We start from the raw sequence: 17,993 nt of genomic DNA on the forward strand, positions 1-17,993 counted from the left end.
TTTAATGTTGAAGTGAGCGAAAAGACTCTTAAGCCGCAAGTAAATAAATTACTCGCGGCTTTACCAACTAGTGATTATGAGCGCCTTGTTCCACACCTGAAGTTAGTTTCGTTTCCCACTCGGCAAGTCATTTACGAACCTGGAGAACCCATTACACAAGTCTATTTTCCCCAAAATGCAGTGATTTCTATAATCACTACTATGAAAGATGGATCGACGGTGGAAGTTGGGATAGTGAGTAATGAAGGCATGGTGGGTATCCCAGTAATTTTAGGAGGCAACACAACAACCACAAAAGCGTTTGTCCAAATTGGAGGCGCTGGAATGCAGGTGGATGCAGATGTTATAAGAACCGAATTCAATCAAGGCGGAGCTATTCAAAAGCTGCTGCTGCGCTACGTACGAGTTATATATACCGAACTTACACAAAGCTGTGCCTGCAACCGTCTTCATACCCTAGAGGAGCGGCTGGCTCGTTGGCTGCTTACAGTATCTGACCGTTTGGAATCAGAAGAATTTCCGCTCACGCAAGAATTTATCGCCCAGATGCTGGGTGTACGGCGCTCCGGTGTGACAGTAGCGGCTAGCAGCCTCAGCCGAGCCGGAATGATTCGCTATCAGCGTGGTCAAATTAACATCCTGAACCGAGAAGATTTAGAAGCAACTTCCTGCGAGTGTTATCGAGTCATCGAACAAGAATATGCTCGGTTGCTGGGGAATTAGCCAAGGCACGTAGGCGTAGCTCGTCGTAGACATCGCTAGTGAATAATTTTAACTTACTATGTCTGACACCGGACAGACGCTTGCAGTTAGTTCCATTAAGATTTAGTAAAGTATGGATCAAATAGCATTTACAAATACATGCTATTTGATGCATTGCATTTGCTACTCAACGTGTTCCAGCTACACGGCGGTGAAAATAATGTCTAATCAATCGATGTCTTTTGAAGGTCTGCGATTGCTCGTTGTGGATGATGACCCTGATACGAGAACTTTACTGACCTTTCTATTTGAAATAGATGGAGCAGAGATTATTACAGCTGCTTCGGCAAGTGATGCTTTAGAAATAATGTCATTTTTTAAACCAGACATACTAATTAGTGACATTTATTTACCTGATGAGAACGGCTGCTCACTGCTCACAAAGATCAGAAAATTGGAAGCAAAGCGAGGGAGAAAGATTCCATCTATTGCTTTGACGGCATCTGCTTTCGACGAAGACCGTAAGCGTGCATTATTAGCAGGTTATGATATATACCATTGTAAGCCGATAGATTTAGACGAATTAGCTTCTACGGTTGCTAGTTTAGCTAGACTCGAACAATACGCTTGACATATTTGGATGCATAAGGGAGAAGCTAGTAAGCAAGAAAGCTGTTACTAAATTTTATTTATTTTTGTAGGGATCTTTTAACTGATTTCAACGTGAATTCGACGGATTATTATAGTATCCGCTTAATTAGCTCAATTAAAAAGACCTCTCCCTGATTTTTCTATGCAAAATCGTCGCTCTCCGAGTCAAAGAGGGATAGCGTTAAACTTTAGTTCAAGGCAGTTAGAGATTTATTGAACTCACGTTAATTTTATTCTTTCTTAATTCCACTACCAGCAAAAACTTTTTGACAATACAGTGATATAAAATATACTAAGAGTATATACAGAGAAAACTGAAATAGTTCTCTGTATTTACTCATTTTTTCATATATTGGGGTGCATTATGGAATATCTTGCTTATTCTCAAATGTTTATTGCTCAACAAGAGGCATCTCGAAACACCAAATATAATTCGTCTAAATCTCAATTAGATAGCAAAAAACCTCTTACATCTTCTGACATAGTTATTACTAAAGAAGAGACATTCGGAATTACCAAAGCTAAATTTAATTGGAAAAAACTTCTTAAATCTTCAGCTTGGTTAGCTTTAGCTGGTGTTGGTGTATTACTTATTGCTGCTGCCCAAATTCAAATTAGTATGGCTGCTTATGTCAAGACTAACGGCAGTTGTTTGCGTATCCGTACAGGCCCAAGCACCAACTACTCATACGTGGATTGTGTACCAAATGGCGCAACACTTCCAGCCATTGAAAGGTATGAAAACGGTTTTGCTAGGCTTTCTACGGGTAGATATGTTTTTGCTCGATGGGTTGGTGATAGACCTAACAATACTCCTGTGACTAGACCTGGTGGTGTTGGCGGTTCGGTGATTCTTACTCCTGGTTCTAGAGGTCTGCTTGTAAGAGACGTTCAAACAGCTTTAGGTAATCTCAGGGTTGATGGAATTTACGGTCAAGAAACTGTTAACCGAGTCCGAAGCTTTCAGGCAAGTAAAGGTCTACTTGTAGATGGTACAGTGGGGCCCGAAACACGAGCAGCTTTGGGTATTTAACCAAAAATTACCCTTTGACAAAGAAGCAGGAGAGCAGGAAGCAAGGGGGATAAAACATTTCTTATGAGGTCATTTCTCCAAGCTTTAAGCCCCCTTTGAGACAATAAGGTTCAGTTAAGGCTCAAGTCCTTTGTAGAGACGTTGCATTGCAACGTCTCTACATACTTTTCTGTCGATTTTATGCACCCTGAAAAACAGAAATTTTGCATTTTGTTTAATCTAAGTTTTTAAGTTGATGTTTCTGATGAAAGACCCAGGTAATTTTGTACAATCTGCAAAATGCGCTCTGCTGCATGACCATCCCCAAAGGGATTAATTGCATTTGCCATTGTTGCATAAGCATCTGGATCGCTAAGTAACTCAGCAGCATTTGCAAAGATGTTTTCACTTGTAGTGCCTACAAGTTTAGCTGTACCGGCTGCAACAGCTTCTGGTCTTTCGGTGGTATCTCTTAAAACTAATACTGGTTTTCCCAAGCTGGGGGCTTCTTCTTGCAAACCACCAGAGTCAGTGAGCAAAAGATGCGATCGCCCAATTGCACCCACCAATTCTCCATAATCGAGAGGATCTGTCAAGAAAATTCGGGGATGATTCCCTAAAAGTTCTTGTAACGGAACTCGTACTGTGGGATTGCGATGTAATGGTAGCAGCAAAGCAGTATCAGGAAACTTATCTAAGATTTGTAAAAAGCCTTGAGCAATCGCTAACAGAGGTTCTCCCCAATTTTCTCGACGGTGAACTGTTGCTAGCAGAACGCGGTATGAATCCCAGTCTAAGCCTGGTACATTACAAACTGCTTGGGTTGCAGCTACAGTCAACAGCGCATCAATTACCGTGTTACCCGTCATGTGAATTTCACCCAAAACACCAGAACGGTGCAAATTTTCCACAGCCCAAGGAGTCGGCGCAAAGTGCAACTGAGTTATTTGAGAAATCAACCGTCGATTAGCTTCTTCTGGGTAAGGATTGAAGATATCATCAGTTCTTAAACCTGCTTCTACATGACCAATAGGAATTTTTTGATAAAAAGCTGCCAAAGCTGCGGCAAAAGCCGTGGTAGTGTCTCCCTGCACCACCACTAAATCTGGTTTTTTCTCTTTAAATAATGCTTCTAACCCTTGTAAACTACGGCAGGTAATATCATTTAGAGATTGCTGAACCTGCATAATTTCCAAGTCATAATCTGCCTTAATATTGAACAGCTGCATAACTTGCTCAACCATCTCTCGATGCTGTCCAGTTAGAATTACTTGAGACTCAAAACTTGAAGACTTTTGGAAAACCTGAATCACAGGAGCTAGTTTAATTGCTTCTGGGCGAGTACCCAAAATAATGCAAACACGTTTTTTATTAGTCATTAGTCATTAGTCATCTCTCATTTGTCAATGGTTATAGTCAATGGTCTATGGTCAATAGTCAATAGTTAGCGCTCAATCATCACACAAACTATAAATACAAGTAAGTCAACGTAAATAATTATCGTTGGGATAAAGCAAGGGGAAAAGAATTTGAGCCTTGTTTACTTTTCTTCACACTGTTTGTTTTTATTATGCCGACTTTCTTAAAGGATAAATCATACAATAAGCATAAAAAAACCCGGCTTAATCGGGTAGATGCACTGTCTATCAAATTTATCTATAATGACCAGACCTTGTCACAAGTAAAATCACAAACAGCATGAAAAAACCCGGCTAAACCGGGCAGACGTACTGTTTGTCGTATTCACCTGTAATGACTACTTAATCTCACAAGTTAAAGGGCAAGCAGCGTAAACAGTAGCCTGCATTTGGTCTGCCTCTCCATGCAACCAGCTTAACCATTTAATTTCGCTAGGATGAACTCCTTTAACAGTTAGTACACCCGCAGCCAATACAACTGCCATGACATTAAACATTATTAAAGCGCCTGCAACAAGTAAAACCGCACTAACAGGCATTACAGATTGTAAGATGATCGACAACAGACATCCGACCGTAGCCATTAAGACAACTAGTGGAAAACCGACAACCAACAAACATACTGCTAATGTAAAAGTCCATATTAAAAAGCTTTTAATCATCAACAAGGAGTAGGTCTTTCCTAGATTAGAGCTTTGAGCAGAAACCATGACTTTTCCTCCCAAAAATACACAACGAATTTTAATTTTCAGTCATATTTCGTTTTTGACGAAATAAACTGATTTGTCTCTCAGTGAAATTCAGTATATAAAAACTAATTGGGAAAATGAGCATTTATTTACTAAAGTTTACAGTTAATTTTTTGTAATTATGAATTAAAAATCAACGTTTATGTCTATGTCAAACAACTTGTTTTATGCATCTGCCTTCAGATATATAAGCTAAATGGTACGAGCTTTTAACCTTGATCCCCAATATATTAGTCCTATTCTACTTAACATTTCTTATGAAAATTAGTATTGGTTCTCATAATTCATAGATGGGCTGAAAAAATGATCTGCTAGTGTTTGTGCTGTTAATTGCTGGCAATTTGTGTCCATGCGTGGGATAAATTTCTCATCTAAAAAGCTCAGAATATTTATATTTTATATTAGGTATAATTTACAACTAAATAATCTATGTATTATTCCTGAAGAAGTTTAAGTGCTTACGTGTGTTAAACCATGTTAAACAGGTTAAATAATTTATCTAAGTAATCTAACTAGTGGAATTATAGGAAAAAAAAGATACAAATTGAGGTGGATGAAATGGATTGAACATAGTTCTAGAGTTTCAATCCATTTCATCACCACTAAAGCTCGGTTGCAAGCACTCTCCAAAAGTCATCGAAGTAAGTGACTTGACTTCTCGTTAATTCAACTTTTTAACTGCCAAATGTGAAGATATATGACACAATCACAGCCTCCATCAAATTCTTCTGTAGCTGGGCGTAACCTGCCACCAATGCCACCACCACCACCGCCAACCTCTAGTACCCAGAGGCAGATGACACAAACATTGGATATGTCAGATAGGAGTAGCAATGCGCCTGTTGCAGGTCATCGTCCAGTTAGTCCACCACCAATACCTAATTCAGTTCCCCCTAAAAACAGCAGTTCCCAACTGACTTTAGCAAAGTTAATCAGAGAAGCTTTCGATCAGGGATATTCTGACATTCACTTGGGTGTAGGTGAAGTACCCCGCTTCCGCAGCCGAGGAGAAATTCAACCAACGGATTATCCAGAAACAGATAAAGAAGCTTTTATGAGTTGGTTACGGGAGGTGATGAGTGAAGGAGAAATTCAGCGCTTTGAAGAACACCTAGAATTTGACGGAGCAACTCAATATGACTTTGCTCGCGTGCGAATTAATGTTTTTGGCTCCCTTAAAGGGCCTGCAATGGTGTTGCGGTTGATTCCGCTAAAAATCTTGACTATGGAACAGTTAAGATTACCCCCAGTTTTTCGGGATATTTGCCATCATCACAAAGGTTTAATTTTAGTGACTGGGCCCACTGGTTCTGGTAAGTCCACCACAATGGCGGCGATGGTTGACTACATCAACAAGGAGATGTCCAAGCATATCATCACCATTGAAGACCCAATAGAATTTATCCATCAAAGCCGCAAGTCTTTAGTCAAACAACGGGAAGTGGGAATGCATACCCGGAAATTTGACAACGCTTTGAAAGCAGCTTTGCGGGAAGATCCAGATTTGATTCTGGTGGGGGAAATGCGGGATAAGGAAACAGTCAACACCGCCTTAAAAGCCGCTCAGACTGGTCACTTAGTTATGGGAACCCTGCACACCAATAGCGCCGTCAAAACCATTGAGCGGATTCTCAATCTTTACTCTGGTGATGAACAAGATGCAATGCGGGTGGCAATATCTGAGTCTTTGGTGGCAGTAATTGCCCAAGGTTTATGCCGCACAACTGACGGGAAACGGGCTGCTTTCCACGATGTGCTGATCAATACTGAAGCTATTAAAGAATGGATCAAAGATGGTAAGTATGATGAAATTGGCGAGTTGATGAAACAAGCTGGCTTTGACGGCATGATTACAATGAATCAGTCATTGCTCAATCTCTATCAAGACGGTCGCATCACTGAAGAGACTGCTTTAGAAATGTCACCAACTCCTAACGAAATGGCACAGTTTCTCAGAGGTCGAGTTTAAGATTGGGCATGGGGTATGGGAAAGAGAACTTGGGGACAAGGAGAATTGGGGACAAGGGGAAACACTTGTTGCAAGTTCTGATTTAAGTCGCCTTGTCCCATTGTCCCCTTGTCTCCCCTGCCCCTCTGCTTCCTCATCTCCTACTCCCCACTTTCAAATATCTTTGTCATCCTGGTTGCGGTTATAGCTAAGGTAAAAGGTAAAAGAGAGAATTTTTACTTTTAGCTTCTTAACCTCTGTGAATAATTTAACGACAAACAAACTATCTACACCCCAGTTGTTTAAAGGCATTGCCCTATTTACACCTGGAGGAGATTTAATTTACTGCATCGACCCTAGCAAGCAAGGTAGATGGCATTTGCATTTGTGTTCGGCTTTGCAAGAAATCCTAGATTTACCAGAGCCACCGCACTTTTTAGTGCCTTGCTATACTGCAACTATCGATCACTGGTTAGATGCACGCACTCAACAAGTGCGTACTTTTGCTGAAGCTTATCCGGCTGTAATTAGACATCAAGCTTTGCTTAATGCCATTTTCGCCACAGGGGAGTTAGTATGGCAAGCAGCTCCTTGGCAAGAGGGGTTGTGCGATCGCATGGTATTAACAAGTTATCGATCCTCATTCCCGCAGCTTTGGGAGGATCACGATTTAATTGTTCGTTTAGACCTTTCTGAACCTGTGCCAAAATACCATCAGCCAGTAATAGTACAAAAAAAGGAAGCCATCACACAAGGCTATGTTCTGCGATTGTTTGTTGCTGGACATAGCAGCACCACCGAACGCATTCTGCAAAATTTACACGAATTGTTGGAGCGATCGCTGGGACATCCTTATACTTTGAAGGTGATTGATGTTTTAACTCATCCAGAACAAGCAGAACTTAATCAGGTTTCTGCAACTCCTACCCTTGTCAAAGTTTGGCCACACCCAATTCGGCGCATCGTTGGAGAGTTGGATCATGTAGAAAAGATTTTACAGATGTTAGCTGCTAAGGAAAAATTTTAGGTTTTATCACGAATTAAGGATTGAAAGTGAAACGCAGAGATTTAATAGCTGACAATTATTTTCGCTAGAAATCAAAGAAAGTCTGTACTAAGCTTATGGATAATCAACTGCTTTGCAATTAGACTAGTTTTATTGCCCAGTGCGCGAATAGGTAGGTGTTGGTGAAGAAGTGACTACAAAAATGGCTGAATTGCTTTATATGGGAGGACTTGACGGCTGTAGAATTTTTAAACCATCCGCGCACCTTATTTGGACTGGCTTTCAGCTATTTTCGTTTAACACAATTGCCATTCCTCATGTTATGATTTTCCTATCCGCGCTATTGAACCTTGAAAACCAAATAACACAAGACTTTCAAACGCCAGCTATTGCAATCAACTAAAATCCCTATTAGGGATTGAAATCATTTGCTACTAGATAAACTATGTTTCCTACTTTAGATTGCAATCAACTAAAATCCCTATTAGGGATTGAAACTTTTTAAATCTTGACAATGGCTCGATTATTCATTATTGCAATCAACTAAAATCCCTATTAGGGATTGAAACAACATCTTTGAACACTAGATAGATTCTACTTTCTAATTGCAATCAACTAAAATCCCTATTAGGGATTGAAACTTGCTTTTAGCCCAATTATGAAACTAGGTTAATTGCAATCAACTAAAATCCCTATTAGGGATTGAAACTTGATAATGAATATTTTTACCATCCATTTCCTGATTTGCAATCAACTAAAATCCCTATCAGGGATTGTAAAACTGAGGTTTGGCACGACGCTAGTACGAAATATGGCATTTATAAATTGCATTATGGCAATTTTGTTAAATTATAAAATCTGTCAGAACGCATCTGAGTTCCATTTCGCCAAACTTCCACTTTTTCAGGGCTGACTAAATAATAAAAACTACCATTATCTGCTCGATATCTGCCTTCGCCAATATTTAAAGCTACAATTTTTATAGGCTTGTTTGGGTCTTGTTTCAACTGCCCAATATAAAATAACTGACCATTTTCTTCACAGACTTTTACGCGAATACTTGCAGTCTCACCCTCAATAATGGTAACTCCATTGCATTTAGTATCAGTGCTAGCAGGTGCAAAACCTATTGAAATTGGCTGTGAAGGTGAAACTTGCTTTGCTCCTGGGGGTGTCGAAACTGGGTGGTTCTGGTTATCCACTTGCTGAACTTTAGAAGCAGAGGCAACACTTGCAGTTAAGGATGTTAACAGACGAAGGGGGTCAACCGCTATTCGACCATTTGGATGAACTTCAAAGTGCAGATGAGGCGCTGTACTATTGCCTGTAGATCCCATTTCAGCAATAATTTGACCTTGAATGACCTGTTGATCTTTGCTCACCAACAAACGGCGATTGTGACCATAAACAGTAGTACTGCCGTCAAGATGTTTAATAGTTATAGCATTGCCTAATCCCCAATTATCCCAACCTGCTTTGATGACTGTACCAGATGCAGCAGCAACAATAGGAGTTCCAGATGTCCCTGCAATATCAATCCCTTCATGTTGATATTTACGGAAGCCTTGAGAAATAAATCCTTGAGTTGGCCAGATTAAGTTAGAAGCAGGGATGGGAGTTTGCCCAACTGGGGAATCATCCGCTAGCTGTGTTAGGGCAAGTGTACTTGTACTTAGTACGGCGGTTAAGGATATTAACCCAATTAATCCATAAGTGCGGTATCGATAAACGGTAACTTTTTTCATAAATTGGAAGTTTATTCAAACAATAATTCAGATAGTTTCTGATCATTTGCTCTTTCAAGCTGACTCGGTAAATATCAGGAAATTTAGCAGATACATATATAACCCAAGACCCTGGACAAACACCTTGGTCTTACAAGTGTAATCTTTTCACCGTATGTCAGCCACCGACGCATCGAACGGTGGCATACGTTTGTTGTGATTCTTCCCTTCTGGCTCAGGACTTAGTGTAGTTATCGATTACTTTGGCTAAGTCTGGCACTGCTTCTTCTACGTGCTTTTTGGCTGAACCGCGAAGTTTTTCATAGGTTCCTCGCACGATTTGGCGCTTGGCGTTCTTGACTCTAGCATCGGTAACACCAAGTAGCGCGTCTGCCGTTTGCGAACGATTCGCATTCAGGTATTCAATTGGATTGCCTTTCTGTACGCCTTCACTCCAAATTGGATCAAGTGCTATGAAGCATTGTGGCAGGATCTGCTCAACGACGTAGGGGATATACCCTGGTTTGATCCCCTTCAGGGCGGCGAAGGCAGTTTTTAAAGCGATGCCGCTCATGCCTGACTTAGATGCAAGCTGTCCCTCTATCATGTTGCAACAGTCATCTATGACCATAGCCTTTTTGGTCGGGTTTGAAAGTCCGTCGTTAAGTCCCATTTCACTTTTCCTTATCTAAGTACTTAATTTCTATTCGACTAATTTTTTTAGCAAGCAGGAAATTACAGAAAATGGTATCAGAGTTAGAGGATGTTATGAACATAACGAATATAGCCCTTTTGTAGGAGGCAATAGAAATCCATTGGTGTCAAAAGTTAGCATTGGCTATCGTTCTTTAGTTGACTTCATCCCCTAGTGCGTTTTTTTCAAGTCTTAGATGCTCTCAACCCCCCGATAAATTGGGGGGCTAAGAATCTCTTAAAGTCCCTTTTAAGGGGAAGACTTAAGGGAATCAGGTTATCCCATCTTGCTGAGACCTGAGCTGCGTCTCTGGCTGACTTGAGGCAGTAGGCAAAACTCTATGTTCAGATTCCGAAGCTCCATTTGGAGAATCTGGAGGTTTTGAGCCACCCGATCGCTTCTGATAAAATATAGCCTGAGCCAAGCTCTTAACCAAAATATACAAAATTGGTACTAAGAACAAACTCAAGAACGTTGAAAGCATCAGCCCCCCAAAGAGCGCTGTTCCTAAAGACCAACGGCTGCTGGCTCCAGCCCCTTGAGAGATCACCAAGGGCAAAAATCCTAACAGCGCGGCAAAGGAAGTCATTAAAATAGGTCGCAGACGTTCTTGCCCTGCTTTCACCGCCGCCCGTGTATAGCTCATGCCTTGCTCATGCAGCTGATTGGCAAATTCCACAACCAAAATCGCATTTTTGGCAGCTAAACCAATCAAAGTCACCAAACCCACCTGGCAATAGATATCATCTACCACTTTCGGGAAGAGGCTACCTGCCATGAAAATGTTGGAACGTAGCCAAATTGCCGTCATTGCTCCCAAAACTGCTAAGGGAACTGTCAGCAAAATAATGATTGGGTCAATGTAGCTTTCATACTGAGCAGATAGCACCAGAAAGACAATAACGATCGCTAAGGCAAAAATCAAGCCCGTAGCTCCCCCAGATGTCTTTTCTTGGAGATAAGTCCCTGTCCATTCATAACCAAACCCTTGAGGTAACATCTCTGCTGCTAGCTGCTCCATCGCTTTAATCGCCTGTCCAGAACTAGCACCAGGAGCCGGAGCGCCTTGGATTTTGATTGACCTGTACAAGTTGTAATGGGCGATGGTTTTCGGCCCTACAAAGGGAGTCACTTTCACTAGATTGCTCAAGGGAATCATTGCCCCGCTTGCAGAGCGAACATACAGCTTGCCAATATCATCTGGATTAGAGCGGAAAACCCCATCTGCTTGGACATATACTCGATACTGTCGCTGTCCCTGCACAAAGTCATTCACATATTGCGACCCCAAGTAACTTTGCAATGTCCCAAAGATATCGTTGAGTTCGACGTTGAGAGCTTTAGCTTGGTTGCGGTTCACTTGGATGTCAAACTGAGGAGTGTCTGCGGTGAACTGAGTGAAGACTCGTTGGAGAGCAGGGTTTTTATTAGCCGCGCCAATAAACTTTTGAGCAGTATCAACCAAGGTTTGAATCGGCGCACTGCCGGTTCGGTCTTGAATGATAAACTCAAAACCACCTGTAGTACTTAACCCTCTAACTGGAGGAGCATTTACAGCGATCGCTCTAGCATCTGTAATTGTAGAGAGCTTTTTGTTCACCCTCTGAAGTATTCCATAGACCGACTCAGATTCTTTAGCTCTCTCTTTCCAGGGTTTTAGGTTAGCAAAGGCAATGCCTAAATTAGAAGCATTACCATCGAAACCAAAACCACTGATCATAAAACTAGCTCTAACTTCAGGAACCGATGTTACTTCTTTGACAACCCGATCCATAACAGATTCAGTGTATTTCAAAGAAACCCCGTCTGGCCCCTGGACAATTACAAAGAAGTACCCCTGATCTTCTTCTGGAATAAATCCGGTAGGCACTGCTCTGTACATCAAAACCGTTGCTAGTAAACCAGTTATAAAAACCCCAATTACAATCGGCTTGATATGGGTAAGGTAGCTAATAAACCTGACATATCGCCGTGTGAACCAAGCAAATCCCCGATTAAACTGCGTAAAAAACCACCCCAAAGGGCCCCGTGGAGTCTGAGCAGGGCGCATGAGAATGGCTGCCATACTCGGAGAGAAGGTTAAGGCGTTGAAGGTCGAGATGCCAATGGAGCAAGCAACGGTTAACGCAAATTGTTTGTAGACAATCCCAGTAGTACCCGGAATGAATGCAACTGGAATGAATACCGCCATAAGTACAAGTGAAGTGGCAATAATTGCCCCGGTTAACTCCTTCATGGCTTCGACGGCTGCCTCAAAGGGCCTCATGCCTTGCTCTAGTTTGACTGCAACTGCCTCTACCACAATAATGGCATCATCAACGACAATACCGATCGCCAGAACGAAACCAAATAATGTCAGTGTGTTAATCTGAAATCCCAAAACCAACAAAGCCGCGCATGTCCCAATTAGGGAAACGGGGATCGCCACAGTGGGAATGATCGTGGTACGCCAGTCTTGCAAAAAGACGAAAATTACTAAGACTACCAAGATAATCGCTTCAACCAAAGTGTGTAGAACTTCTTCTAGAGAAATTTCTACAAATGGAGTCGTATCAAATGCCAACTGTGCTTTTAGTCCAGGTGGAAAACTCTTCTCTAGTCTTACGATTTGCTCTTCAACAGCATGGGCAACGTCCAAGGCATTACTACCCGGAAGTTGATATATCCCCAAACCCACGGCTGGCTTGGGAGCATTTCCTGGGATGGTGAATTTGGCATCAGCAAGATAGCTTTCTGCTCCTAGTTCAACTCGACCGACATCTCTGACCTTAATTAAGGTGCTATTAGTGGTGCTATTAGTGGTGCTATTAGTAGTGGTAGTGCTATTAGTACCACCTTGAGTCACCTTCAGCACCATATCTTCAAATTCAGCCGCATCTTTAAATCGACTGGTTGCTCGTAAAGCAAATTCAAAGCTTTGATTATCTGGCGCTGGTTCCTTACCAATCGCTCCTGCACCCACCTGAATATTTTGTTCTTGCAGGGCAGTTGTCACATCTTGAGGAGTTAGTTGATGTTGGGCAAGCTTGTTAGGATCAAGCCAGAGACGCATGGCATATTTGCGTTCTCCAAAAATTGTAGCTTTTCCTACACCCGGAAGCCGTTTGATCTGATCGAGAATATACAGATCGACATAGTTGCTGATAAAAATGTTGTCATAGTCATTATTGTCTGAGTAAAATCCATAGACGAGCAGCAGACTGCTTGATGCCGTTTCAACAGTAACACCTGTTCGTTGAATAGTATCTGGCAATTGCGGTGAAGCAAGAGCTTCTTTATTTTGAACGTTTACTTGAGCAATATCGCTATTAACATTAGTTGGGAAGGATACAGTTATATTGCTAGAACCATCATTACCCGTATTAGAAGATATATAGGATACATCTTTAACACCATTAATTTGTCGCTCAATAATGTTGGTGACAGTATTTTCTGTTGTTTGAGCATCTGCACCAGTATTGTTAGAGCTAACGGTAATTTGCACTGGGGCGAGATCCGGTAGCTGAGAAATGGGAAGGATCGGAATACAAATACTCCCCAGCAGCAAAATAATGAACGTGCAGACCGTCGTCAGGACTGGACGTCTGATGAAGGTATTGACAAACATAAATTAGGGAATTCAAGACTTGTTAGTGAGGTAGTAGCTTTTTATTAATATAAGGATTATTAAGGTTTAGTGTTAGCGATCGCACAAAATTGGGGAGTGGGAAAGACGACAAGGAGAATTGGGGACAAGGGGAAAGACTTGTTGGAAGTTCTAAACTTTTGTCACCTTGTCCCCTCTGCTCCCCTGCCTCTTCGAGCAAGGTTTGGTTTAATTAACTGAAAAATCTGGTAATGAATCCAAATTTCTAATTAGATTTGCCATTACTCTGAAAATTTAACAATTGCTCATCATTGACCCAAATTGCTTGTTGAGGTACAGAAATGGAAATTCCAGCTTCGTCTAGGGCAACTTTCAGGCGGCGGCGAAACTCCCGTGCTACCTCCCATTGTTTAAGGGGCTGTGTTTTAATCCATACACGAATAATCAAACCGCGATCGCCAAATTGATCTATTCCCAAAACTTGTGGTGTTTCCAGAATTTGACGCTCCCATTGCGGATCTTTATCCATGTCAAAACCAATACTTTCAATCAACTTCAAAGCCTTTTCAATATCGGCTTGGTAGGCAATGGGGATCGTTAAATCGGCTCGTGACCAACGGCTAGAAAGATTGGCAACAACTTTAATTTCACCATTGGGAATTGTGATCAAGCGCCCTTCGGAATCTCGCACTTGAGTCATCCGTAGATTTAGATTTTCTACCAAGCCTCCTACGTCTCCTACATTAATCACATCGCCTAAAGCGTATTGGTCTTCTAAAATAATCAGAAAACCGTTAATCGCATCTTTAATTAAGTTTTGCGAAGCTAGAGACACTGCAACACCAACTAAACTCGCACCCGCTAGCAAGGGAACGATATCTATCCCCAATGACACCAGCGCTAGCAAGAAAGCTACTCCTACGCAGATACCAGTAGCAATACTTTTAGTCACGCCAGAAAACGTGGAAACTCTCAGTCTCAAGCGTTCAGAACTTTCTGGAGTCAATAAAGCACCACTGCTAATCAAAGTGGTGGTGAAGCGGTCAATGAGGGCATAGATGAGACGGATTGCTACGTAAGTTCCCAAGAACACAACACCTAATCGCAAAGGAAATTGGGCAGCTGTGAGAATGCCTACCTGAAATGGTCGTGTATAGGGAAATAGACCCAAAATAAAGAAACTTCCACCTCCCCAAATTCCGGCTTGAGTTAGCTGAAACAATCGTCTTTTGACTTCTTGAATATGTCGATGTTGCTGTTGATTCAGTTGTGTTGCAATTGGTTGAGCTGCTGCTGTTGGTAGCGATCCTCTGGGCGGTTGGGAGGTAAGGGGGTGTACTACATCGTTTTTAGAACGCCTTTGCCAGCTATATACCCCCCAACTCATCACAATCATTGTTAGTCCAATGCCCGCAGCAATTTTGCCTTGGTCGATTAAAAATTGAGTTTGTCTTTCTTGCTTTGCTTGTTGCAAGTCTTCTTGTAACGATTCTTTGATTTGATTTGCCGATGTCCACATATCTACCTCTCTGAGTCCAGCATCCTCAGAAGTAATGGTCATCAGGTATTGGTCGTTAACATAAATTACTGGTAATTCGTTTACTTTGCGAATTTCTACATTGACTGGTGTTTTTGCTGATGATTGAAAGTAATTTTTGGCAATTTTCTCCAATTTCTTTTGGATATCTTCTGAACGTTCAGGAAAGTTGCTTCTTGATGCCGCTATCTGAAATAACCGACGACCATCTAAATAAATCCAGCCTGTAACAAGTTTATTATTTGCATCATTACTCACACTGTTGGGAGATGGTAGCAGCTGCGGTAATGAAGGAATCTGGGCTGTGGCTTTTGGTACAGATACAACGGCTATGGCCATTGAACTAGCGATGCCTACGGCGGGCAAAGCCAACGCCAAAAATTGAAAGCGCACTCAAACACCTCCTTGAGTAAAATCTATTAATCATTACTTTAACTATCCTGCGTAATTACTTTGGGTAGATGTACCTATCTAAAGTTGAGGTTTTACTTTGAGACGATGAAATTTTGATGTTTTTTTATTTACTTTATATCTATAGACAGATGACAATACATTTAAAATCAGCGCCTAGAGTTAGAAAGTCTTACTTTTTCCAAAGATAAAACAAAAAGGAAGAACCTGGGGATAAAGTTGACATTCCGCCGATCAAACGTCAAGCTAGTTTTGAAGACTATTGACTAATGATTTGCATATAAGCAAAAATCAGCAGTCGTAGAATAACCTAGTAGAGTGCGTAAAATTTACGTAGCTTTTTTTATTTTTTGAGGTAACTTTTGATGACCGCAACTTCTCCCCGATTAAAGCACGAGGTTAAAGACCTCGGCCTAGCTGCCTTGGGTAGACAGCGTATTGAATGGGCTGGACGCGAAATGCCAGTTTTGCGGCAAATCCGCGATCGCTTTGCTATCGAGAAACCCTTTGCTGGTTTACGCCTTGTAGCTTGCGCCCACATTACAACAGAAACAGCACATTTGGCGATCGCTCTGAAAGCCGGTGGTGCAGATGCGCTTTTAATTGCTAGCAATCCTTTATCAACGCAAGATGACGTAGCCGCTAGCCTCGTCGTCGATCATGAAATTCCCGTCTTTGCTCAAAAAGGCGAAGATAACGCAACTTATAACCGCCACGTCCAAATAGCTTTAGATCATCGCCCCAACATTATTGTTGATGACGGTAGCGATGTGGTTGCAACTCTGGTACAACAACGCCAACACCAAATCGCTGATTTGATTGGTAGCACCGAAGAAACCACTACCGGGATCGTCAGGTTACGCGCCATGTTTAAAGAAGGCGTTCTTACCTTCCCCGCAGTCAACGTCAACGACGCTGACACCAAGCACTTCTTTGATAATCGCTATGGTACTGGGCAATCAACCCTAGATGGCATTATCCGCGCCACAAATATTTTGTTGGCTGGGAAGAACGTTGTTGTCGTCGGTTATGGCTGGTGTGGTAAAGGTACAGCCCTCCGCGCCCGTGGCATGGGTGCTAACGTCATCGTCACCGAAATCGACCCCATCAAGGCAATTGAAGCCGTAATGGATGGTTTCCGCGTCCTGCCAATGGCTGAAGCTGCACCCCAAGGTGATATATTTATCACTGTGACTGGTAACAAGCACGTCGTTCGCGGTGAACACTTCGATGTCATGAAAGACGGTGCGATCGTTTGTAACTCAGGTCACTTTGATTTGGAACTTGATTTGAAATACTTGGCTGCACAAGCTAAGGAAATCAAAGAAGTTCGTCCTTTTACTGAAGAGTACAAGTTGAAAAATGGTAAATCAGTAGTCGTTCTCGGACAAGGACGCTTGATTAACCTAGCTGCGGCTGAAGGACACCCCAGCGCAGTTATGGATATGAGTTTTGCGAACCAAGCTTTGGCTTGTGAATTCCTGGTGAAGAATAAGGGTAAGTTGCAACCCGGTTTGCACTCAATTCCGGTTGAAGTCGATCAAGAAATTGCTCGTTTGAAGTTGCAGGCTATTGGTATCACAATTGATAGCCTAACACCAGATCAAATTGAGTACATCAATTCTTGGACAAGTGGAACTTAATACATTGATTAGTTGATTTTTTGGGGGATAGGCTTTTGGGCTTATCCCTTTTTTGTGTTTCGCGCAGACTGCAAGCGGAATCTGCATAGATGCAGAGAGCGTAAAGTGTAACAGCTTACTTAAAAAATTAGGTAAGATATGATTTAGATTACTATCTTTTATATGTCAGCAAAAGATATTTTTCATAATACTGTGAAAGTAGCCTTAGAAAAAGATGGCTGGAAAATTACACATGATCCCTTGTTTTTTAACCTCTCTGAACAAATTAGAATTAAAATAGACTTAGGAGCGCAAAAGTTAATTTCGGCTGATAAAGGTGAGCAAAAAATAGCAGTAGAGGTAAAAAGTTTTATTGGGGTGTCAGCAATCTCAGAGTTTCATACAGCTGTTGGTCAATTTTTAAACTACAGGGTAGCATTAGAACAAAAGGACTCTGAGCGAGTATTATATTTAGCAATATCTAAAGATATATATCAAGAGTTTTTTATAGATTCTTTTATTCAAAGCGTACTAGAACGGTATGAAATCAAATTATTCGTTTTTCATGTTCAGAAACAGGAGATAGTATTATGGAAAAATTAAATTATCAGGAATTAGTAAAAAGAATTATCTACAAATATGCAAATGAGCAACCCCAGGAAAATTTAGAAAATACTGAAATTATTTTTGATACAGAACGCGATCGCTACTTATTAGTATATGTGGGATGGCATGATGAAGAAAGAGTGTATGGATGCCCAATTCATCTTAGTATCAAGGATGATAAAATTTGGATTCAGCGCGATTTTACAGAAGAAGGAATAGCTAATCAATTAGTAGAATTAGGTGTGCCGACTACCGATATTGTTTTAGGTTTTAGATCCCCTTATGTCCGTCAGTTTACTGGTTTTGCATCTGTTTAAATTTGCTGTA

14 protein-coding genes and 1 CRISPR repeat array are annotated in these 17,993 nt (G+C 41.4%); of the genes, 8 read left to right on the plus strand and 6 right to left on the minus strand.

From position 1 onward, the window contains the following. The first annotated feature begins 12 nt into the window (after positions 1–12). The 3 genes from RMY00_RS18570 (at position 13) to RMY00_RS18580 (ending at position 2,386) form a co-directional block, all read left to right on the plus strand. Positions 13–723, plus strand: coding sequence for a Crp/Fnr family transcriptional regulator (locus tag RMY00_RS18570; protein WP_322648942.1), 711 nt, complete (start codon positions 13–15; stop codon positions 721–723). Between the two features lie 199 nt (positions 724–922). Further along, complete coding sequence (locus RMY00_RS18575) at positions 923–1,333, plus strand: response regulator (protein ID WP_322648943.1); 411 nt, start codon at positions 923–925, stop codon at positions 1,331–1,333. Positions 1,334–1,717: 384 nt separating this feature from the next. After that, positions 1,718–2,386: a peptidoglycan-binding protein gene (locus RMY00_RS18580; protein WP_322648944.1), complete on the plus strand. Its 669-nt coding sequence runs from the start codon at positions 1,718–1,720 to the stop codon at positions 2,384–2,386. A 227-nt stretch (positions 2,387–2,613) separates the two neighbouring features. Here RMY00_RS18580 and wecB read toward each other — a convergent pair whose 3' ends face one another. Together wecB and RMY00_RS18590 are read right to left on the minus strand one after the other, a co-directional pair. Further along, positions 2,614–3,744: a non-hydrolyzing UDP-N-acetylglucosamine 2-epimerase gene (wecB, locus tag RMY00_RS18585; RefSeq protein WP_322648945.1), complete on the minus strand. Its 1,131-nt coding sequence runs from the start codon at positions 3,742–3,744 to the stop codon at positions 2,614–2,616. A 377-nt stretch (positions 3,745–4,121) separates the two neighbouring features. Beyond that, positions 4,122–4,493 carry a hypothetical protein gene (locus RMY00_RS18590; protein ID WP_322648946.1) on the minus strand — a complete coding sequence of 124 codons (372 nt, stop codon included), beginning with the start codon at positions 4,491–4,493 and terminating at the stop codon, positions 4,122–4,124. A gap of 736 nt (positions 4,494–5,229) precedes the next feature. Here RMY00_RS18590 and RMY00_RS18595 point away from each other — a divergent pair. Then, positions 5,230–6,501: a type IV pilus twitching motility protein PilT gene (locus RMY00_RS18595; protein WP_322648947.1), complete on the plus strand. Its 1,272-nt coding sequence runs from the start codon at positions 5,230–5,232 to the stop codon at positions 6,499–6,501. Between the two features lie 238 nt (positions 6,502–6,739). After that, the gene (locus RMY00_RS18600) at positions 6,740–7,507 is read left to right on the plus strand and encodes a circadian clock KaiB family protein (RefSeq protein WP_322648948.1); all 768 of its coding nucleotides are present in this window, start codon (positions 6,740–6,742) and stop codon (positions 7,505–7,507) included. Between the two features lie 367 nt (positions 7,508–7,874). Further along, a CRISPR array of direct repeats spans positions 7,875–8,266; the repeat unit is 37 nt; unit sequence ATTGCAATCAACTAAAATCCCTATTAGGGATTGAAAC. A gap of 50 nt (positions 8,267–8,316) precedes the next feature. On the opposite strand, the gene RMY00_RS18605 is transcribed toward RMY00_RS18600, so the two are convergent. The 4 genes from RMY00_RS18605 to RMY00_RS18620 all read right to left on the minus strand — a co-directional run bounded on the left by RMY00_RS18605 (position 8,317) and on the right by RMY00_RS18620 (position 15,420). After that, complete coding sequence (locus tag RMY00_RS18605; protein ID WP_322648949.1) at positions 8,317–9,231, minus strand: M23 family metallopeptidase; 915 nt, start codon at positions 9,229–9,231, stop codon at positions 8,317–8,319. 214 nt (positions 9,232–9,445) lie between these two features. Then, on the minus strand, positions 9,446–9,883 hold the full coding sequence (locus RMY00_RS18610) for a DUF6918 family protein (protein ID WP_322648950.1): 438 nt from the start codon (positions 9,881–9,883) through the stop codon (positions 9,446–9,448). 292 nt (positions 9,884–10,175) lie between these two features. Beyond that, positions 10,176–13,511, minus strand: coding sequence for an efflux RND transporter permease subunit (locus RMY00_RS18615; RefSeq protein WP_322648951.1), 3,336 nt, complete (start codon positions 13,509–13,511; stop codon positions 10,176–10,178). 244 nt (positions 13,512–13,755) lie between these two features. Then, a complete protein-coding gene (locus RMY00_RS18620; protein WP_416212077.1) occupies positions 13,756–15,420 on the minus strand; it encodes a mechanosensitive ion channel family protein in 1,665 nt (554 codons plus the stop codon). 383 nt (positions 15,421–15,803) lie between these two features. On the opposite strand from RMY00_RS18620, the gene ahcY reads away from it, so the two are divergent. The 3 genes from ahcY to RMY00_RS18635 all read left to right on the plus strand — a co-directional run bounded on the left by ahcY (position 15,804) and on the right by RMY00_RS18635 (position 17,983). Continuing rightward, on the plus strand, positions 15,804–17,081 hold the full coding sequence (ahcY, locus tag RMY00_RS18625) for an adenosylhomocysteinase (RefSeq protein WP_322648952.1): 1,278 nt from the start codon (positions 15,804–15,806) through the stop codon (positions 17,079–17,081). A gap of 162 nt (positions 17,082–17,243) precedes the next feature. Beyond that, positions 17,244–17,663 (plus strand): XisH family protein, encoded by a 420-nt coding sequence (locus RMY00_RS18630; RefSeq protein ID WP_322648953.1) that lies wholly within the window; start codon positions 17,244–17,246, stop codon positions 17,661–17,663. Beyond that, on the plus strand, positions 17,651–17,983 hold the full coding sequence (locus tag RMY00_RS18635; protein WP_322648954.1) for a XisI protein: 333 nt from the start codon (positions 17,651–17,653) through the stop codon (positions 17,981–17,983). Before RMY00_RS18630 ends, RMY00_RS18635 begins: the two co-directional genes overlap by 13 nt. Positions 17,984–17,993 lie beyond the last annotated feature (10 nt).

The sequence above is a fragment of the Nostoc sp. ChiVER01 genome (genome assembly GCF_034531155.1).
GTDB lineage: Bacteria > Cyanobacteriota > Cyanobacteriia > Cyanobacteriales > Nostocaceae > Nostoc.